Origin of the sequence: Rossellomorea sp. NPDC071047 (genome assembly GCF_050270195.1) — a bacterium.
Lineage (GTDB): Bacteria > Bacillota > Bacilli > Bacillales > Bacillaceae_B > Rossellomorea.
On record NZ_JBNNJT010000001.1, the window covers coordinates 912,722 to 931,885 of the forward strand.

At 39.5% G+C, this 19,164-nt stretch carries 21 protein-coding genes; 5 read left to right on the top strand and 16 right to left on the bottom strand.

What is annotated here, in order from left to right; translation table 11 throughout:
• Positions 1–21: 21 nt before the first annotated feature.
• Both ACQKFO_RS04815 and ACQKFO_RS04820 read right to left on the bottom strand, forming a co-directional pair.
• Complete coding sequence (locus ACQKFO_RS04815; protein WP_427597166.1) at positions 22–657, bottom strand: FMN-dependent NADH-azoreductase; 636 nt, start codon at positions 655–657, stop codon at positions 22–24.
• 196 nt (positions 658–853) lie between these two features.
• The gene (locus tag ACQKFO_RS04820; protein ID WP_427597167.1) at positions 854–1,276 is read right to left on the bottom strand and encodes a DUF1801 domain-containing protein; all 423 of its coding nucleotides are present in this window, start codon (positions 1,274–1,276) and stop codon (positions 854–856) included.
• A 241-nt stretch (positions 1,277–1,517) separates the two neighbouring features.
• Here ACQKFO_RS04820 and ACQKFO_RS04825 point away from each other — a divergent pair, with 241 nt between their 5' ends.
• From ACQKFO_RS04825 to ACQKFO_RS04835, 3 genes are all read left to right on the top strand, one after another.
• Positions 1,518–2,237: a DUF3784 domain-containing protein gene (locus ACQKFO_RS04825; protein ID WP_427597168.1), complete on the top strand. Its 720-nt coding sequence runs from the start codon at positions 1,518–1,520 to the stop codon at positions 2,235–2,237.
• Between the two features lie 287 nt (positions 2,238–2,524).
• Complete coding sequence (locus ACQKFO_RS04830) at positions 2,525–2,662, top strand: FbpB family small basic protein (protein ID WP_427597169.1); 138 nt, start codon at positions 2,525–2,527, stop codon at positions 2,660–2,662.
• Positions 2,662–3,051, top strand: coding sequence for a sporulation protein (locus tag ACQKFO_RS04835; protein WP_427597170.1), 390 nt, complete (start codon positions 2,662–2,664; stop codon positions 3,049–3,051). The genes ACQKFO_RS04830 and ACQKFO_RS04835 overlap by 1 nt, the downstream gene beginning before the upstream one ends.
• Before the next feature lie 38 nt (positions 3,052–3,089).
• Here ACQKFO_RS04835 and ACQKFO_RS04840 read toward each other — a convergent pair whose 3' ends face one another.
• The 12 genes from ACQKFO_RS04840 to ACQKFO_RS04895 form a co-directional block, all read right to left on the bottom strand.
• Positions 3,090–3,221, bottom strand: coding sequence for a hypothetical protein (locus ACQKFO_RS04840; protein WP_262371695.1), 132 nt, complete (start codon positions 3,219–3,221; stop codon positions 3,090–3,092).
• 17 nt (positions 3,222–3,238) lie between these two features.
• Positions 3,239–3,661 carry a GNAT family N-acetyltransferase gene (locus tag ACQKFO_RS04845; protein WP_427597171.1) on the bottom strand — a complete coding sequence of 141 codons (423 nt, stop codon included), beginning with the start codon at positions 3,659–3,661 and terminating at the stop codon, positions 3,239–3,241.
• Positions 3,662–3,668: 7 nt separating this feature from the next.
• The gene (locus ACQKFO_RS04850) at positions 3,669–3,806 is read right to left on the bottom strand and encodes a hypothetical protein (RefSeq protein WP_427597172.1); all 138 of its coding nucleotides are present in this window, start codon (positions 3,804–3,806) and stop codon (positions 3,669–3,671) included.
• Between the two features lie 55 nt (positions 3,807–3,861).
• Positions 3,862–4,326 (bottom strand): GNAT family N-acetyltransferase, encoded by a 465-nt coding sequence (locus ACQKFO_RS04855; protein WP_427597173.1) that lies wholly within the window; start codon positions 4,324–4,326, stop codon positions 3,862–3,864.
• A gap of 24 nt (positions 4,327–4,350) precedes the next feature.
• On the bottom strand, positions 4,351–5,181 hold the full coding sequence (locus tag ACQKFO_RS04860) for an alpha/beta fold hydrolase (protein WP_427597174.1): 831 nt from the start codon (positions 5,179–5,181) through the stop codon (positions 4,351–4,353).
• A gap of 61 nt (positions 5,182–5,242) precedes the next feature.
• On the bottom strand, positions 5,243–5,443 hold the full coding sequence (locus tag ACQKFO_RS04865) for a hypothetical protein (RefSeq protein ID WP_427597175.1): 201 nt from the start codon (positions 5,441–5,443) through the stop codon (positions 5,243–5,245).
• Positions 5,444–5,495: 52 nt separating this feature from the next.
• Complete coding sequence (locus tag ACQKFO_RS04870) at positions 5,496–5,957, bottom strand: PH domain-containing protein (RefSeq protein WP_427597176.1); 462 nt, start codon at positions 5,955–5,957, stop codon at positions 5,496–5,498.
• Between the two features lie 384 nt (positions 5,958–6,341).
• Positions 6,342–7,211: a cation diffusion facilitator family transporter gene (locus ACQKFO_RS04875; RefSeq protein ID WP_427597177.1), complete on the bottom strand. Its 870-nt coding sequence runs from the start codon at positions 7,209–7,211 to the stop codon at positions 6,342–6,344.
• A gap of 206 nt (positions 7,212–7,417) precedes the next feature.
• On the bottom strand, positions 7,418–7,975 hold the full coding sequence (locus ACQKFO_RS04880) for a hypothetical protein (protein WP_427597178.1): 558 nt from the start codon (positions 7,973–7,975) through the stop codon (positions 7,418–7,420).
• 486 nt (positions 7,976–8,461) lie between these two features.
• Positions 8,462–10,144 (bottom strand): acyl-CoA dehydrogenase family protein, encoded by a 1,683-nt coding sequence (locus ACQKFO_RS04885; RefSeq protein ID WP_427597179.1) that lies wholly within the window; start codon positions 10,142–10,144, stop codon positions 8,462–8,464.
• Positions 10,141–11,661, bottom strand: coding sequence for a class I adenylate-forming enzyme family protein (locus ACQKFO_RS04890; RefSeq protein WP_427597180.1), 1,521 nt, complete (start codon positions 11,659–11,661; stop codon positions 10,141–10,143). The genes ACQKFO_RS04885 and ACQKFO_RS04890 overlap by 4 nt, the downstream gene beginning before the upstream one ends.
• Entirely contained in the window at positions 11,658–12,044 is a 387-nt protein-coding gene (locus tag ACQKFO_RS04895; protein WP_427597181.1) for a MerR family transcriptional regulator, read from the bottom strand. The genes ACQKFO_RS04890 and ACQKFO_RS04895 overlap by 4 nt, the downstream gene beginning before the upstream one ends.
• Positions 12,045–12,221: 177 nt before the next feature.
• Here ACQKFO_RS04895 and ACQKFO_RS04900 point away from each other — a divergent pair, with 177 nt between their 5' ends.
• Positions 12,222–13,178, top strand: a complete 957-nt coding sequence (locus ACQKFO_RS04900) for a nucleoside hydrolase (protein WP_427597182.1) — start codon at positions 12,222–12,224, stop codon at positions 13,176–13,178.
• Positions 13,179–13,296: 118 nt separating this feature from the next.
• On the opposite strand, the gene ACQKFO_RS04905 is transcribed toward ACQKFO_RS04900, so the two are convergent.
• Positions 13,297–17,364 carry a S8 family serine peptidase gene (locus ACQKFO_RS04905; protein WP_427597183.1) on the bottom strand — a complete coding sequence of 1,356 codons (4,068 nt, stop codon included), beginning with the start codon at positions 17,362–17,364 and terminating at the stop codon, positions 13,297–13,299.
• Between the two features lie 251 nt (positions 17,365–17,615).
• On the opposite strand from ACQKFO_RS04905, the gene ACQKFO_RS04910 reads away from it, so the two are divergent.
• Positions 17,616–18,860: a helix-turn-helix domain-containing protein gene (locus ACQKFO_RS04910; RefSeq protein ID WP_427597184.1), complete on the top strand. Its 1,245-nt coding sequence runs from the start codon at positions 17,616–17,618 to the stop codon at positions 18,858–18,860.
• A gap of 87 nt (positions 18,861–18,947) precedes the next feature.
• On the opposite strand, the gene ACQKFO_RS04915 is transcribed toward ACQKFO_RS04910, so the two are convergent.
• Positions 18,948–19,097: a hypothetical protein gene (locus tag ACQKFO_RS04915; protein ID WP_427597186.1), complete on the bottom strand. Its 150-nt coding sequence runs from the start codon at positions 19,095–19,097 to the stop codon at positions 18,948–18,950.
• Positions 19,098–19,164 lie beyond the last annotated feature (67 nt).

A 19,164-nucleotide genomic window follows, 5' to 3' on the forward strand; every position in this document is an offset into this window, starting at 1 on the left:
GAAGTTGACTCTTTCTTACTATTAGAAAGTTTGTGCTAAATCCTTAGCTCTTGCAATGGCATTTGCTTTGATCTCTTCAGCTTTGTCAGGCATTGCTGCATGACCTTCAACGAATAAGCCTTCGAACGAAGGAACTCCGTAGAATTGCATCATCACGTCAAGATAGCGGTGTCCCATTTCCATTGCTGCAGCTGGGCCTTCAGAGTAAATACCTCCGCGAGCTTGTATATGAAGAGCTTTTTTGTCAGTTAAAAGCCCAACAGGTCCCTGTTCAGTATATTTAAATGCTTTCCCTGCAACGGACACAGAATCAATATATGCCTTCATTACTGGAGGGAAGGAGAAGTTCCAGAATGGAGTAACAAAGATATATTTATCAGCTTCAACAAATTGATCTGATAATTCACCAAGTCGTCCTACTTTTGCTTGTTCTTCTTGTGAAAGCTCTTCAAATCCTTGCCCGGATTGCAATTTTCCCCAGCCACTGAATACGTCAGCGTCAATTTGTGGAATGTTTTCTTTATATAAGTCTACATTCACAACTTCATGAGTTGGATTTGCCACTTTATATTCGTCAATAAATGCTTTTCCTACTACCATGCTATAGGATTGAGTATCATCATGCGGATGTGCTGTAATGTATAAAACCTTTGTCATGTTGAATCGTCCCTTTCTGATTGTGAATTTCATCATCCAGTTCAATGAAATGACCTTTATTACCTCGAACTGAAATAGTTTTAATTCGAGATTAATATTATAGGATATTCTCTTTAATATCAAATATAAAGCCTCATCGTAAAAAAAATAAGGAATTAGTCATGAAACATAGACTAATTCCTCCTTATTATCCTAATTAAGGATTAGGATATGTTTTTTGAAGAAAGCTCACAGATTGAATAATCAATTGTTTCAAAACGTCTTGGTCGATATCTGCCACTTTGTTTATGTACACACACGCTTTTCCTGTTGTGTGCTTACCGAATGAATCCAAAACCTTTTCCCTATCTGGATCCCCTGGAGCAAAATATAGACTTATTTTCGCTTTCCTTGGGGAAAACCCGACTAACGGAGCATCCCCTTCGTGTCCGGTTTTATATTTGTAATGATAAGATCCGAACCCGATAATGCTTGGTCCCCACATTTTCGCTTCAAACCCCGTCGTCTCTGTGAAAATGTCCAGCAATTTAAAGGCATCCTCACGTTTTTTTGCGTTCTCTACTGCTTCGATAAATTCAATCACACTGCTGTCATTTTGTTTTGTTTTTAATTCATACATTCGACTGCCCCTTTCTGATTCTCACAATGCATTCTACCTATACCCACATAGTTCTCTATTTTCCAGCTCGTTTCCTGCTTCCAGCTTTAAGTTAAGAATGTATCATTCACTGGATTGGTTAATCGAAAATGAATTGATTGAGTATTAATTCAGTTATCGTATAGATAAACACCAAATAATTGAAACCATATCAATAGAAAATCGTAAATATACTATCTATAAACTGAGTGGAGGAACGTGCATGGGAATCCTGATTGGGATTCAACTAATTGTTATAGTTCTTTTTTCATTATTGGGATGGGCGATTCGAGTAAAAGAAAATTATTGGCTGATTTCGGGCTATGTGACGCGAAATAAGAAAGAACAAGATGAGTTGATTGAAAATGGCTATCCTCAAAAGACCGGGTCATTATTGATTTATACTGCGGTCGGAATGCTTATTTTTCTGCCCCTTGCTTTCACCTCTTTTCCATTTGTAATTGAGGTTCAATTTGGCTTTATGCTTGTGTTTTTAATGGGGGGTTTCATATATCTATCCAAATTTGAGGTTTCAGGCAAAAGGAAAAGAAGTTTCTGGATTAGTTCTACTTTGTTTGTGGTTGTTTTAGGATTTGTGAGTGTACTCACTTATCTCGGGTATGAAAAATATGATTTGGTTGTGAAGGATGAGGAATTTGAGGTCACTGGTTTGTATGGAGAAGTGTGGCAGCTTGATGAGATTGAAACGGTTGAGTTAATGGAGGATATGCCAGAAGTCACTTGGAAAATCAATGGATTCGGTCTTTCCACCATGGCTAAAGGACAATTCAAAGTGAAAGGATATGGAAAAAGCTTGTTGTTTATACACAAGGAAACTCCTTATGTTTATATCCGGGTGAATGATCAACATATCTTTTTGAATGGTGCAAACCCTGGGGAAACTAAGGAGTGGTATGAAGAGTTGAGTGAAAACATTGACTAAGTAACGGGACATAAAATCTCGCCACTTCATCCCGACATCCAAATTCATTGACAACCCTCCACCCATCCTTTATGATAGTCTCATAATTTAATATTCTCCTAAAGGGGAGTAGCTGTAACAGTAAAGTCGTCATTACAGAGTGTTTCACTCTCGGCTTTATTGACAACCTTGTTGTTAGCGAGACCTTTACCAGTTGGTGAAGGTTTATATATGTCTAAAAAGACCTTTACCATTTCCGGTAAAGGTCTTTTTCTATGTCACTTCATTTTGAAAGGAAGTTAACGGTAATGAAAAAATTAAAAACAAATCTCTCTCAACTAATAGAACAAAACAAAAATGAAATTTTGAACGATAAAAATGAGATGAACAAAATCGAAGAAAAAATAGATAATAAATATACTTCAACAAAAAAGGAGAATGCATAATGATTTTACGAAAATATATGTCTCTCTTTGGTATAGGCTCTGCGAAGATTGATCTTGTACTAACTAAAAACTCGTTCAGGCAAGGAGAACTTTTACATGGTTACTTCTTTTTAGAAGGAGGTATTATTGAACAAAAGCTGAGGCGGGTGGAATGTGACCTGGTGATGCTTGATAATAATGGAAAGGAAGAAAAAGTCATCGATTCAACTACCGTTTTAAAATCTGATAGCATTAAGGCTGAAGAAAGAAACAAATTATCCTTCACCTACCGGATTCCTAACTCTCTGCCATACTCCGAAGAAAACGGGGTTCGCTACCTCTTTAAAACGAAGTTGACGTTCGATCAAGGCGTAGAAAGCCTGGATGAGGATTACATTACAATTGATTGAAGCCAGGCTCCTTATTAGGGAGCCTTCCTCCATATGTATTATTTATTCTTGATTTCCTCGAGAAGCTTAATAATTCTCTCATTTTGCTCAATCATGGTTTGATTTTGCTTTCTGAATTTGGTGAAATCAAATGAAAAGATTAATAGAAAAATGGCTAAAATGATAACCACACCATGACCTCCCTTTCTTATCTTCTTTTTTTATAGTAAACAATTTCCGGGTCCCCTGGGTCCAGGTTTTCGATCTTTCCACTTTGAGAATAGCCGTTTACTTGAAATGTTTTTTGCATTTGCTCGTTTGATCGATTAGTAGACGAGAATATTTTATCAGACGGCGAAATTTCTTCAACATATTTCAACAGTAAAGATGCATTGCCCTTTCTTCTGTCCTCCGGTGAAACAATGATGAGAGAGACGAACGTGTTTCCGAAAAAGTGGTTGTTAAATATAAGAAACCCGACAGTAGTCTCTCCCTCTCTTACGATTAAGCATCTCTTTTCTACTATTGCCTCCTGAATTTGATCATGTCTGCTTTCGTTTCCAATCACTTGATAATCAATTTGTATAAGAGATTGCAAATCGTCTATTTGTGCATATCCTACGATTCTCATAGCGCTCCTACTTTCTCCTCTTTAGAAATATGGAAAGGAATACGATGATCAGGATGAGTACAATCATTCCAATGATTAGTATTCCGGCGTTTCCTATTAAAAAATAACTGTCATCGTAACGGTATATTTCATTTGATGAAGTCAAGTTGCATGACCTCCCTTACATAGAAAAAAGACACCTGGGTGTCCTTTGTTCAAACTTAAAGAGTCTTTGACATCAAGACATTGGTCACTTCGAACCCTGTATTCTGGTATAAGGAAAGAGCCACTTTGTTATGACCAAATACATGCAGCGATATTTTTGATATATCTTTTTCCCTGGCAAGTGAGTCCAGGGACTTTAAGGCTTCTTTTCCATAGCCCCTGCCTCTTTTGCTTTCATGAATCTTAATATCATAAATGAAGGCTTCCTTACCGTCCTCCTGTACATTAATCCATAAAGTCCCTACGTCTTCCTGATTTTTACCATTAATTAAAGTAAATAAATAATGATCCTTTGACTCCAACCCATCCGGCAGTAATTGATTAAATTCGTTTTCGGCCTGCTCTAATGAAGTTTCCTTTTGGAAGTTACCGGCTTTCGTCTTTTCCTCTGCATACTCTTTAATAGATTCTTTAATCCAAAGAGTATATTCATGGTCTTTCATTGGTTGTAATAGAATCATTGAATGAGTGCCTCCTTTTTTCTCTTAATTCCAGCGGTTCCTGATTTCCCTCACTACGGTCTCAGGACGATCCCAATGCAGTAGATGAGTGGTTTCGGGTATCGACTTTACTTCCCCCCTGGTTTTCTCCTTGAAAATGCCCGCAGTCTTATTACGGTTTTCCTCCATGTTTTCGGGAAGGGTTGCTTTTAATAATAAAATGGAACTGTCCAGCTTGTGATAAATATCCTCTACTTCATCTTTGTGCATTGCCCTTATAATGTGACCGGCAGTCCTGCCACGTGCATGCCAATAATATCGGTTATCTTTATAAAGAAAAAGATCTTCAGCAGCCTCCACCTTTAATGTGTTCCAGTTCAATGTTTCACTTTTGACGAGGGCCAGAAAGTCTTCCCAAGATTCCCAAACCTGTTCAAAGTCTTTGTAATAAAAATCAACTTCCTCTTCTACACTTTGGTTAGAATGACGTTTTCCCTGATAGCCTCCATCAATTAATATGCTATCGCGTACCCTATTGGGGTATTTTGCTGCGTAGTAAAGAGCGACAAAGCTCCCCCAAGAATGAGATAAGAAGTAAAAAGAATCTATTTCAAGAAGAACAATTACTTCATTTATCCAATCAGCCATCTTATCCATTTCATAGTCTTTTTCATTTTCAAAAGGTGGGGTTTTACCATGGCCAGGTGCATCAATTGAAATGATCCTGTAATGTTCTTTCAATTCCTCAGCGACTTCTATAAAACTGAGACTGGTACTACCAAGTCCATGCAGGCAAAATATCACGGAATCTGAAGAGGCCCCCCATTCTGTAATATGAATGTCCAAATTTCTGTGCTGAATAAAATAACGCTTCAACGGTGTTCATCTCCTATGTATTACAAATATCGTCACGAGCAAAAAAACAGAAGGAAGCAAGTTATTCGCCTCCTCCACCACCTCCACTATCCCCACCGCCAAATCCGGTGTCACAGCTGCTTGCTGAATCATGGCCCCCATCATAAGGACCATAATAGCCCCCATCCCCACTCCTGCCGCTTCTTTTGGATGAATGGGAAAGATTTAAAGCAATCATTGTGAAGACGATTGGGATTAGTATAATGAATAATATTCCTGTCATGGTCATCACCTCTTGATATAGTATACGGTAATGAATCAAACAAGGTTTCAGATTATTTAGAATCGATTCGGGGTGAACTTTGAATAAACAAATGGGAACAGCGTTTATCAAGCTCAGATAAAAAAAGCTCCTTGTCCAGAGGTGAAATCTTAACACTCCCCCAAAACCCGGTTCGGTAATAGATTTCAAGAGCATCCCTGGAAGACAAGATTCTGTATCCAGTGGAAATATCCCGGGTAGCTCTCACTCTGGTAAGATCACCATAGAAAATTCGGCTCCTGAACGGGCCTCCTTTAATATATAGGTAATCTGGGCACAACTCATATCTCTGAAAGAATCCTGTCCATATAATGATGCCTGCTGAAAAAGCATATAAGCTTACAACGACAATGATGTCCAATATGGATGGACGACCCATTAAAATAAGTGGAATCAAAAATACAATAGAGATAAGAAGCAATGATATGAAAATCACAGAAATAAAAAATCGATCAATTTTAGAACGAAATTTCATTATATATTCATCCCCTTATTTGCTGTTTTTTGACTTTCAGCTTTATGCCCTGCTTGTTTGAAATATCCAAATATTATACGAATATGCCAGAATACATTCTAAACGCCATGGGAATTAGGATTGATTGTACTATTCTCATAGTTTACCATTATCATCCAATACTTTCACGTCAAAGTAATGGGTTTTATCAAAAAGCAACATCCCTCCTCCTAGGAATTCTTTACTGGATGCTGATTGTCATCGGGGTGAACCTTATTTTTGCTGTTATTTAAGATGAATTGACTTTCATCAAAAAAAGACCCATGTCGGGTCTTTTTAATGATTACTAAATTATTCAGTTTATTATTGCAGCCAATAAAAAGTATATGAGGAACCTCCTACCCATTAATTCGGCTCCACATGTACATGCACATCGTACACTTCATGCTTCTTCATCAATTTTTCCTCTACTACGCTTGAAATGTTATGTGCCTGTTTAATATCAAGTGTTGACCTTACTAAAATAACGACATCAACGACAGTGTTGTTCCCGTAGTTTCTCGCCCGTATATCTTTAACCCCTTTTACACCCGGTATAGTTTGAATGGTCTCCCCATATGCTTGAATCAATTGTTCATCAAACCCGTCTGTCAAATAGTGTGAAGCTTCCCGGAAAATATTCCATGCGGTTTTACAAATCAAGAGACCTACAAAAACGGCCGTCAAAGGGTCTAACCAAGGAAGATAGAATTGAGCTCCAATAATTCCCACTACTGTTCCGATACTCACCCATGCATCTGAAAGATTATCCTTTGCAGCAGCCATAAGAGATTGGCTGTTTATTTTTTCAGCCAATCTTTTGTTGTAGCGATAAACCAGGTACATGACGATAGCTGCACCCACCCCTGTCCATGCTGAAAGAAGATCGGGTGATTGAGTCTTTCCATCAAATACAGACTGTATGGCATTATATAGTACTTGAATTCCTACAATCATCATGATGAATGAGGCAATTAGAGAGGCAACGCTTTCTGCTTTCCAGTGACCATAGGGATGATCCTGGTCTGCAGGTTTTCTGGAATATTTAAGTCCAATAAGGACAGCAACAGAAGCCACAATGTCTGTCGCATTATTCAAGCCGTCTGCCTGCAAGGCTTCTGAATTGGCCGTGGTGCCAATGATGAATTTTATTATTGATAATACGATGTAGGCAAGGATACTGATGATGGCTCCGCGTTCACCTAATTTTAACTGTTCATATTTTTCTTGGTCCACAGGTTGAATCCTCCATACTTTAATTGTGCTTATCATATCAATCACCACTCATGTGGGTCTATAGCAACCTTCTTTAGTCCAGCTATCTTATTATGAAGGGGTTAAAAATGTTTTGTTGAGTAAACTTTTATGAGTTCATAAAAAAATAGGACTGCAAGTGCAATCCTATTTGGTCCTAAATATTGATTTCTATAAATCTTTTGCCATTAATCTACAATATCAGCAGAAAAACTTGGTTTTGTCAGACCAGCTTCTTCATAAACGGCGGCCATTTTTTCTTCAAACGCAGCGAATTGTTCATCTGATTCTGTGTATTCGGCGTTCGCCTCATCTGAAAGATTGGCAGCTCTAGTTTCGTACGATTTTGCAAGGTCATCTAACGCACCTTTGATTTCTTCTTTTTTACCATCAAGTGCAGCAGGAACTTCCAGGGCATGAACGTCTTCTGCCACGGTATTAGCTGCCGCTTCTGCATCAGTTTTCATTTTAGCGATCTCTTCATCAGAAGGTTTGTCCTCTTCTTTCGCCTTGGCTGTTTCAAATGCATAAATAGCAGAGTCATTTGCATTCACTGTGTTGATGATCTCCATCTGATAGTCTAATAGAGCACTCTTCATTTCCATTTCATCTGATTCTGAAGTTTCCTCTGTTGCAGCACTGTCCGTTTCTTTGTCTTTTTCATTTGTGCTTCCTTCTTCACTGCTGCACGCAGCAATAAATAAACTCATAGAAAGCAAAAGAAATGGTACCAATAATTTTTTCATGATTAATTCCTCCCCCAAATAATTATGTTATTCCAATTACATATATTACCTTATTGAATTAAATATGTAAACAAATGGATAATATTTTGTATTATTTGTAAATAACTCAATTTCTGTCGGAATTGTTAGTTACCATAACAATATTATAATAAAATACTAATTGGTCCATTTTACCTTTCGTGTTATTCAATCCATATGACCACAAATATGTTTAAATTTTCATATTTAACAAGAAATCGCGATTATTATTGTTTTCCTGAAAATTTATAAGAACATCCTCTAACCTTATCCTGAATGTATTAAAATTGAAGTTTTGGTTACGATGATTATTAATAAAAGTCATATTTGGGGGTGATTTTCTTGGTGAAAAAAGAGTGTTCATGTGAACGCTGTAAGTGTAAGACGAAAAAGGAATGTGATTGTCCTTGTTGTTGCGAAAAATAAAACAAGCCCCTAAACTCCAGCCGAGCTTAGGGGCCAATTATTTTACACTTTTACACTTACACCAACAATTTCATCGAAATATTGTACTGATTTCATTTCCTCATCAATCCATTCGGTTTGTTTCCATGTATGCTGGATAAACACTTCAGCGATCATTCGCTTCCTATCTCCTCCCATTGTATGGGCATCCTTTAGTGCGATGACACTTTCGAATATATTGGCCATTAATTCAGCGATTCGTTTTGAATGATAAGTTTGCGTGTCGACGTCTCCCCCTGCTACTTTTTCCAATAATTGTTCAAGTTTTGCGATACCGTCTGTAACTGGGGTGCTAAACAACAGAAGCTCTTCTGGCAAATTGGATAGCTCTTCTTTCATTTTCACCAAAAAGTACTCATGAGCCCGATGCTTATTCATTAACCTTAATACTTCAAGTCCTAAAATATTCGCTGTTCCTTCCCACACCGTCAATACCTGGGCATCCCTAAGTAAACGAGGCAAAACAAAATCCTCGATGTAGCCGTTTCCTCCGTGCATTTCAATGGCTTCGTGGGAGAAATGAATGGCTTGTTCTGCTGATTCCTTTTTCAAAATCGCGATAAGTAATCTGTTGAAGACTGACTCTTCTTCTATCGTCGGGATATCATCTGATACGACGCGATCAAATAAATGAACGAGATGAAATACTGCACTTGTTTCTACCTCTTGCTTGGCTGCAAGACGAGACAATGTTTCTTTGATCATCGGATATTGGGATAACGGCTGACCAAATGCTTCACGATAGAATGCATAATTTCTTGCTTCCAGAAAGGCTCTTCTCATGATGCCGATCGAGGCAACGGCATTGCAGACCCGGGAAAGATTCAGTGCCTCCAACATATAATAGATGCCGCGATTCGGCTCCCCTACAAGATAGGCTTCAGCTCCATCGAATTCCACTTCTGCTGACGGGACAGCCCGGACACCGAGTTTATCTTTCAATCTTCTAATGTGAATGCCATTCAGTGAACCATCATCATTCCTCCAAGGAACCGCAAACAGACTGAGCCCTTTCGTCCCATCACCAGAACCATCGATACGGGCAAGCACCATGGTCACTCCGCACATTCCTGAATTGGATGCAAAATATTTTTCACCAAAAAGCTGATAAGTATCACCATTTTTGAAGGCTTTTGTATCATTGGCGCCAACATCAGACCCTCCTTGTCGTTCCGTTAAGAATGTAGCTCCCTCATATAGTTCCACTTCTCCTGTTGAGAGCACATGGGGCAGGAATCTCTTTTTGACCTGGTCTGACGCGTATTTTTCAAGAAGCAGTGCTGTAGCCATGGATAAAGTGACCGGGCAATAGAACCCAGGCTCTGTTTGAGATAGAAGGTAGCCTTGTGCATAGGAATACACATAGTTTCCTTTGTGACCGAGTGCAGGAATGTCTTTATGAATATATCCGACGATTCCCCTGTTGTACGTTTGTTCAACCGTTTTCTTATAGCCTTCATTGACCCAGATTTCAGAGATTTCTTCCCCTAATCGGTTATATTTGATGAGCCTTGGCTGCCCTTCACGATCAGTGTGTACAGCTCGATCATCAATTTCCCCTGCACACAATCCACCGAATGCGTCCAGCTCTTGATCAGCCCAGCCGAAAAAATCGTTGTCCAGATATCTCTTCATGAGTTCCTGAAAATGAGGATCCTCATAATAGAAGTTTTTAATTTTATTCATGATTTCACCTCCTGAATTTCGTCGCGCAGTACTTGTTTCAAAATCTTCCCTGTGGCGTTACGCGGCAGAGCCGGAATTCCTTCATACAGTTTCGGAATTTTATAGCTTGCCAGTTTTCCAGTTAGATAAGCTTTACATTCTCGGGCAAGTTTTTCACCATCAAATGAACTTACAACATATGCTTTTACTGTCTCCCCCCACTCTGGATGGGGGACACCGACTACTGCCACCTCAGAAATTGCTGGATGCTTGATCAATTGCTCTTCAATTTCGTTAGGATAAACATTGACCCCACCTGAAATAATCATGTCCTTCTTCCGGTCGACCACCCAGATGTATCCATCTTCGTCCATCCTTGCGAGGTCGCCCGTTTTCAGCCAGCCGTTCATGTAAGTCTCTTTTGTCTTTTCAGGGTCTTTGTAATATTCTTTCATATTTCCTTCCCCGTAAAGGAGAATTTCTCCTACCTCATTGACACCTACCGGTTCTAAAGCTTCATTGACAATGATGATGTCGGTTCCCAAGGCTCCTCTCTTCCCGATACTTCCCCCTTTTTCTTGGTGTTCATGAGCGGTTAATAAAGTCCCGCTTGGGCCAGCTTCGGTTAAACCGTATACGCAATGAAGGAGGTCCGTCCCTAATTTTTCTTTAATATAATTAATTTCTTCGGGTGATATGGGTGCTCCGCCGTAGACCCAGTATTTCATGGATGTGAGATCGTAGAAGTTGATGTTCGGCATTTTGGCAGTGAATAGGTAGGCAACAGGTGCGCCGAAGAAGTGGGTAATCCGTTCCTGATCGACAAGCGTGAGTAAGCTCTCTGGTGTGAAGGTTGGTGATAGGACGTGGGTACTTCCCACATACGTGCCGGCAACAAGAAAAAGGTGAAGGGGTGCAGAATGACTGAGAGGCATCATATGTAGAATTCTGCTCTCTGGCTTCATTTCAAATTCAACGCACATCATGATGGAGACAGCAAGTATGTTTCGATAAGTGAACAGGACGCCTTTGGGTTGACCTGTAGTGCCGGATGTATAAAGGATTGTCGCTTCATCATCTTCAGTTAATAGACAATCGATTTCATCAGTCTTTCCTTCTTTTAGTAAGGTTTCAAAGGACTTCCATGAGTCTTGGGCATTTCCTGTTTTCACGCACAATAGCTCATTAGTTCTTAAATCCTTACAGGTTTCCCATAACCATTCGTGAAGGAGAATGGCTTTAGCATCACTGTGATCCACTATGTATTGAAGCTCAATTTGTGTCAGTTTCGCATTGACAGGGACAATGATGGCCCCTAGCCTGAGAACGGCGAAATAGCTGATCACGAATTCCTTCGTGTTTGGCATGAATAACACCACTTTATCTCCAAGACCGATACCGCGATGATGTAAACTTGAGGCAAATTGATTAACTGCTTCATTAAGTTTTTGGTAGGTTAACACTTCTCCTTCTGTAACTATGGCTTGATGTGTTGGATATTTACGGGCATTTCGTGACAATAAACGTGAAATATTCAATCTGATGTCTCCCCTGTCTCATTTAATTTTCTTGTAAACTCATCCCTTAGTTCTTCCATCTCTTTTCTCATGGCTTCGAGCTCTTCAATAAATGTTGTCACCTCCTCGATTCGTTTGGTTCCATATTCAATCGTGCGTTCTAATTGCTTTCTTCCAGAACGATCCTGATCAAATAGAAGGACCATTTCTTTGATTTCATCCAAAGAGAAGCCGAACCGTTTTCCCCTGAAAATCAATTTCAGTTTCGTGATATCACTCTTTGAATAAATCCTCCTTCCTGACTCGCTCCTTGATGGTTGCAATAGATTTAGCTCCTCATAATACCTTATCGTTCGTGTCGTTACGTTAAATTCCTTAGCCAGCTGAGTTATCGTGAATATCATAGTGATCATCTCTTTGTTAGAAAATTTTGATACTTTAAGTTTACCATTGACGTTAACGTAAAGTTCAACCTGTTTTTATAAAAGTTTTTGGTTCTTTGGGAGGGGTCCCTATACACATAATCAGAATACTGTTTTCCATATACTAGTAATACATATTGCAGAGGTGGTGAGTGAGTCATGCAGAAGGTATTGTTATTTGCGGATATAGGAATCGATGATACGATTGCCTTGATCTATTCCTATCTAAGTGAAGAAATTGAACTTGTCGGGGTCGTAGCTGATTATGGAAATGTCCCCAGATCCCGTGCTGTAGCAAGTGTTCACTACCTCATGAAACTGTTGAACCTTAAAGATCAGATTCCGATTATTGGTGGAGCAGAGGTTCCGATGACTGCAGAGCAGCCTAAATTCTATCCTGAAATACACGGAGAATATGGACTTGGACCAATTAAGCCTGGTCTGTATGAAGGTATTATTGAAAATTTCTTTGAGATTATTAGATTGATTGAGAAATATGGGGATGAACTGATCATTGTAAACATTGGAAGGCTGACGTCCCTTGCGAATATGTTCATTTTATACCAGACTCTTATGAACAAAGTAAAAAAGATTTATATTATGGGGGGAGCGTTCTGGGTACCTGGAAATGTAACGGCGGTATCCGAAGCAAACTTTCATTCTGATCCAATTGCAGTTAAAATTGTTTTGACTTATGCGAGTAACCTTACCATTATCCCCCTAAATGTAACTGACCATGCCATCGTAACACCTGAAATGGTTGATTACATCGAGTATAAAGGACGGTCAAAACTTGTTAAGCCCCTCTTAGACTATTACTACGGTTTTTACAAAAAGAGAAATCCATTGATTAAAGGAAGCCCGGTTCATGATGCCATCACCTTGATGTCAACAGTCAATGAAGATATGTTCACGTTTCGAAATTTACCCGTTCATGTGGTGACTTCGAACACTGGCATCCACCGCGGACAAAGCATTGCTGATATCAGACCGTACATTCAGTTTGAAGAAGAAGCAAAAAAGCATCGGATTGCCTTTTCGTTCGAGTATGGGGCGTTTTTCGAACGTTTTATGAATGTGATGACCGGGGAATCGTTTGAGAGGAAAAAGGAATGACCTCTTCAGAAAGAGGTCATTCCTTTTTAGGATTTCATCAGGTGTTTACTTCAGGCAGTGCATATGATAACTTCTTCATTTCGTACACCCCCTGCCAACTTACAATAAGGTAAATGGATTAAAGTCCTAATTCTTTTTTTATGGATTCCAATGTCTTTCCATTCCAAGAATCGGCAGGTACTGGTGGACTCGTTGCGTCTTCGTTTTGCTGTAAATAGTTCTTCTCAACAATGCTCAAGTCTTTTTCATTCACCACTGTGTCAAAATTGATATCTGACGCACGGTCATCAGTACCCCAGGCTTCCTGAATCGCAATAGCGTCATGGATGTCGATTACATGGTCTTGGTTTACATCCCCGCCTACTAAACTTATACCGATAGTTTCTGATTTTCCGTATAGAGTCCCTTTGTATTCAAACCCAAATGCTTTATCGTATTTTGTAATAAAATGTCCTGGAACATTTACTTCAAATGTATAGGCATCATTACTTAACGGTAGAGGCTCAATTTCAAAACGTGCATTCCCATTAAACAAGTCGGAAGCATCAAGTTCATACCCAGAAGGATTGGTTACCTTGATTGAAGCTCCTACTTTTGCCCAGTCCCTGTATCCAGCAAAACCGCCACTTTCAACAAGATACCCTTCTGGTACCAAGTTTCCTTGAACCCGGTTAAATCTAGGTTTTAGATTGTAGCGATTACCGGCACTGAGCAAGGTCTGCTCCTCATTGTTTGCATTGATGATCTTAGCTGTAGGTTTGATGTATCCAATCGGATAGAATAGTTCGTCTTGGACTTTCACTTTTACATCAACCACTTCTGTCTGGTCAAATGCTTTATTTTCATCGAATTTCACTTTCACTTGATTTCCATCCACTTCAATGGATGCATAATCCTCTAATTCATTTGATAAGGCAGCTTCAACAAGGTATACATGTTGTATTCCTGAATCATCAAACGACCAGGTCGCTTCTTTCACCCCATCAAGATTATCTAACACGAGTGAAGCGGATAAAATGTCTCCTGATCTCGCGGTTTCCACATTGTGTTTTGCATACGTAACAGGAGTACCTTCTTTCACGAAGAAGTATTCTTTCCATTTCGCCTGATTCCCAGCAGCGTCATAACCGATCAGATTGAATGAAAGGGATTTGGCATTTTCGTTCATCTCTACTTCTTCCTTCCACTTCCCATTCTCATCCATATAGATAGGACCGTTAGGGAAAGGAACTCCATACGTATAAACTGCGAAATTGGACGATTGTTCAATTTCCAATCCGGCATTTTGCATAGATTCTACGTTAGAATCTGTCACTTCCATTTCAAATGGCACAGTTTGTTGTCCTGGCTTGTATTCAATGAAAGGAGATTCACTGTCGAGTGAACTTTTCACTGCGGGAGCTTCAATATCAATGAACAAATCATGCATAATGATTGCCTGTTTTCCGCTTGGTAAGGTTGAAACGAATTTCAGTTTATACTGGCCAGGTTGGGCGATACTCGTTTCAGATGCAACCGGATCCTTTTTATTCCCGGTGAATTTATAGTAGTTGCCGTTAAAGGCTTGTAAGAAATAATCACGGTTGTCTTCTGCTTCATTCATATCCAGTGTACCGATCAAGCCCAAGTCTTTTCCGGATTTGCCATCTTGTAGGATGACATCCAACGTGTCAACTGGTGAGCTTAAATTGAATAACACCATTGCCGACGTCTTTCTGTATCCATCATATGCATGATTATAATGTGATGGCGTGATTGTTGGTGTAAGTAAATCCAGTGAGTTGAATCCTTCCTCTGATTTCTTCACGCTGAAAGGAACCCGGTAGCTTTCACTGGAATCATTGCTGTTGGAAATGACTAGGTATCCTTCATAAATGCCTTTTTTTGCTGTCTTCGGCATTGTAAGGTATACATTTGATTTCTTTGCCTTCCCTGCATTGACCTTTACAGAGTTGTCAACATTCACCTGTACGCCGTTTTCCTTTAGACTATTGGTTCCTTCTTGAACATTTTCTAAAACCTCTACGTTGTATGATTTTTTTTCACTGCTGTCGTTTGTGAATTCGAGTGTCTTTTTGACCCGAATGTGAGAACCCTCTGAAACGATCTGGTTATCAAAGCTTAAGCCGCCGGTTTGTTCTTTGATTGTGATCAGGTTCTCTCCGTTTGGAAGCAATGTTTCATCATTTATTTGTATCTTCGTTTGACTGTGAAGTGCTTGATAAGGATCGATTCTACCTGCTCCGACTTCAAACACACTGTAATCTGAGTTTAATGGATCAGCGGAATTCATAAGGATAGTTTTGATATCTGACGGTTCAAGGTCAGAATTCTCTCCCAGTAGTAACGCGGCCACACCAGCGGCAAAAGGAGACGCCATTGAAGTTCCATTCAATCTTGCATAAGCATATTTATAGTCTTCCGGATTTTCTGGATTCACCATATAGGAAGGGAAGGTGGATAGAACACTAACGCCGGGTGCGACGATTTCCGGTTTCATATCATAGTTTTTATTAACTGGGCCTCTTGAGCTGAAATCTGCCAACATGTCCCCTTCTGAGAAAGATTCTTCTAAGTTGCTAAATGTGAAAGTGTTTTCTCCATTCACAATTGCTTCTTTCAACTCTTCCCCGGCTTTCTTGGTCATGGAGAAAGCCGGAATAAAGTGAGTGGATTCGCCTAGATTATAACCAACGTGACCTTCCGCATTGTTGTACATAATGACTGCTTCAGCCCCATTTTCTTTGGCAAACCTAACTTTGTCAATTAAAGCAAAACCGCCTCGTTTTACGAAAGCAATCTTTCCTACGACATTTTTATTTTCATAGTCTTGTATATCCCCCAAGCCTACATCCACTAATTCAAGGGACTTGTCATCTAAGCTGGTAAATTGGTGAGCAAATCCTCTTGCCATGCTGAAGACATCCGTGGACCATCCACCTGATAGTTTTCCTGTAAAAGTGGTTTGTGATACCGGTACATCACTGGCCCCAACGGTTAATGCCAGTGCTGCTGTACCAGGTGATCCAAGAGTGAAATCATTAGATCCTGAATTTCCGGCTGATACGACAGCGGTTACCCCATTAAGTACAGCATAATTTAACGCAGTGCTCGTTGGGTAATAAGGATCGTTAATACTTGCGCCAAGTGATAGATTGATAACATCCATCTCATCTACTACAGATTTTTCAATCCCTGCTATCACCCCTTCTGAGGACCCACTTCCGTATGGACCAAGTACTCGATAAGCGTATAGATCAGCATCAGGGGCTACTCCCTCAACTGATACTTCACTATCATTCTTGTTCTGTCCTACAATGGTTCCTGATACATGTGTACCGTGTGAAGTGTAATAAGTAGAGCCTACTTGGTTTAATTCCGGCTGACTGGAGTCCCTCCAATCTTCATATGTTGCTTCCATTGGGTCATTGTCATTGTCAACAAAGTCATATCCGCCTTTATAAGCGTCCCTTAAATCTGGATGATTATAATCCACTCCCGTATCCAGGACACCTACTTTGATTCCTTCCCCTGTTATCCCTTCTTTATGTAATTCGTCAACTTTTAAATAAGGCAGGCTCTCTACCGATGTGGTGATGTTACGATCAATATCTGTCGGCAATGCCATTTTAACGGGATCAACCGTAAATGTTTGGTTTTTGTACACTGCTTTGACTACTTTTGAGTGAAGGAGCTGATCTACCTGATTGGCTGGTAGCTTTATAGCCACCCCATTATAGGTGGTTTTATATGTTTGTGTGATTTCTGGCACTGCTTTTTTTTCTTTTTTGTTTAGAATTGATAGGTGCTTTTCTACATCTTGTTTAAAGACTTCGTGCTCGTTGTCTACTTTCGCTTTAGCCTCTTCTTTCTTTAACTTTTTCCCCTCTACTGCAGCTTCTAACACGGCTACATCAGATGGTTTTGAATGAAACTCAACAATGACTGTGATTTCTTCTTCAGAATTCAATTCGCTTTCATTGAAGCCTTGAAGACCTTTCAATTTGTTTAACTCCAACCGTTTCAAAGCAAGCCTTTGCTCTTCTGTTAAAGAAGCTACTATATCTTCTGCTTTTAAGTCCGTTGCCGTAACGGTGGGGGTGGACAAGGTATTGACCGGAGATAACAGTAAACCCGTGGAAAGGGCGATCAATGCCGATCGTTTCGCGATTGAGTGTGGATTCATAATTCCTACCTCTTTCTTTTCTTATTTAACAAGTACTCTCAATAGTAGTACAACTATATTCTAGTATGCTTTCAGTTCAGTAGCTATCGGGGTTTTGAATAGGTCTTTACTACTGACAGGAATCACATTATCAACTGATATAGACCTATTTTTTGTCGGAAACTAATATAAAAACTACTAAAAAGACAATTTTTAATTGGGGTTATGATAATATTGGATGAATTGGAACGATTGCAGGAGGGGATGAGATCATGCTGGAAGGTAAAATTATCAAGTTCTATCGAGAACAACAAGAGATTAAGCAAAAGGATTTGGGAGAAGGTATTTGTTCCACTACCCATATCAGTAAAATAGAACGAGGACTTACTGAGGTCTCAAAGGAAACGATCCAATTATTAAGTGAACGATTAGGAATTCATATGGAAAAGGAATTAGAGAATTATAAGAGTATCGATTCCCTTCTTAAAGAATGGCATGAATCAATCATTAAGAAGCTGCAAATCAAGGCAGATTCCATAAAGAAAAGACTGGAAGGGTTTCATTTATTGCAGATTCAGGATTTTTATCGTACGTATACTCTGATTCTTTCTCGATATCATTTATTTTCCGGGGAAAATCAACTTGCGAAACGTCTTATTGAAGAAATGAAGATGTGGTCAGGACTTAGTCCATATGAGCAAAATATGTTGCTGCACATTAATGGAATTTATCATATGAGGGTAAACCACGATTACTTCAAAGCCATATCAATGCTTAAGAAGATTTGCCTGGACGACTATTCAAATCGGGAATGTTTTTATGATTTAGCCGTTGCCTACCATTCCATTCATTCAAATGTATTAGCCTATTTTTATGCGAATAAAGCCTTGCAATTCTTTGTCGAGATGCGCAGTTTCTCCCGGATGATCGAGTCAGAGATGCTGATGCTGCTCCAACTTGAACAATCCGATGATTCCAATGTGGAAAGCAAAGAATACCAACGATTAATAGACATGGCAGAAGCTTACGAATTGGAGCATCAACGAGCACTTCTTCACCATAACTACGCCTATCACCAACTAAGAAGTGGAGAATTCAAGTCAGCAAGCGAACTCTACAAAAAGTCCGTCAACACCCGTCAACCACAGGACCCAAACTACCTCGGTTCACTTGAAGGATACATAAATGCCCTTACCAAAGAGGGACGGACCTCAAAAGATGAGTTACTTCAAATTATTGAGGAAGGTTTGACTTTATCCGAAAAAACTGAAAACAAAACGTTCTATCACTTCTTTACGTTACACAAATTGAATGTCAATGAAGACAAAAAAGGGTATTTTCAATACCTGGAAGATAAAGCTTATCCTCATTTTCAGGAAATGGGCTACGTTCTCCCAATGGAGCATTACGGCGTTTTGCTGTTTGATTATTATATGGAAAAAGGAGATGTGGGGAAAGCGAACGTGTATGCCAGAGGTCTGATGGAGAAGTTCCGGAAAAATAATCAATTCGTATAACCTCGTCACAAAACGCAATGGAGCGATTTCCATTGCGTTTTGTGTGTTATATGAATCAGGGAGTTAAAGCAAGCATCGCACTTTCTACTACCTGTCGTGATTCACTAATTTCTTAATATCGTCTCTCAGCTCTTGGATGGTCGCATTCATTCGTTTTTGTTGTTTTCCCATTGCGAATATTTCCATGCTACATACGATGAATAAAAGGAATAAAATAATATTGATTAGTTCCATCATTGGAATACCCCCTTGAAGAGTCGTTCTTCGCCAGGATACCATAATCAACCAAAGAACGCCTCAGAAA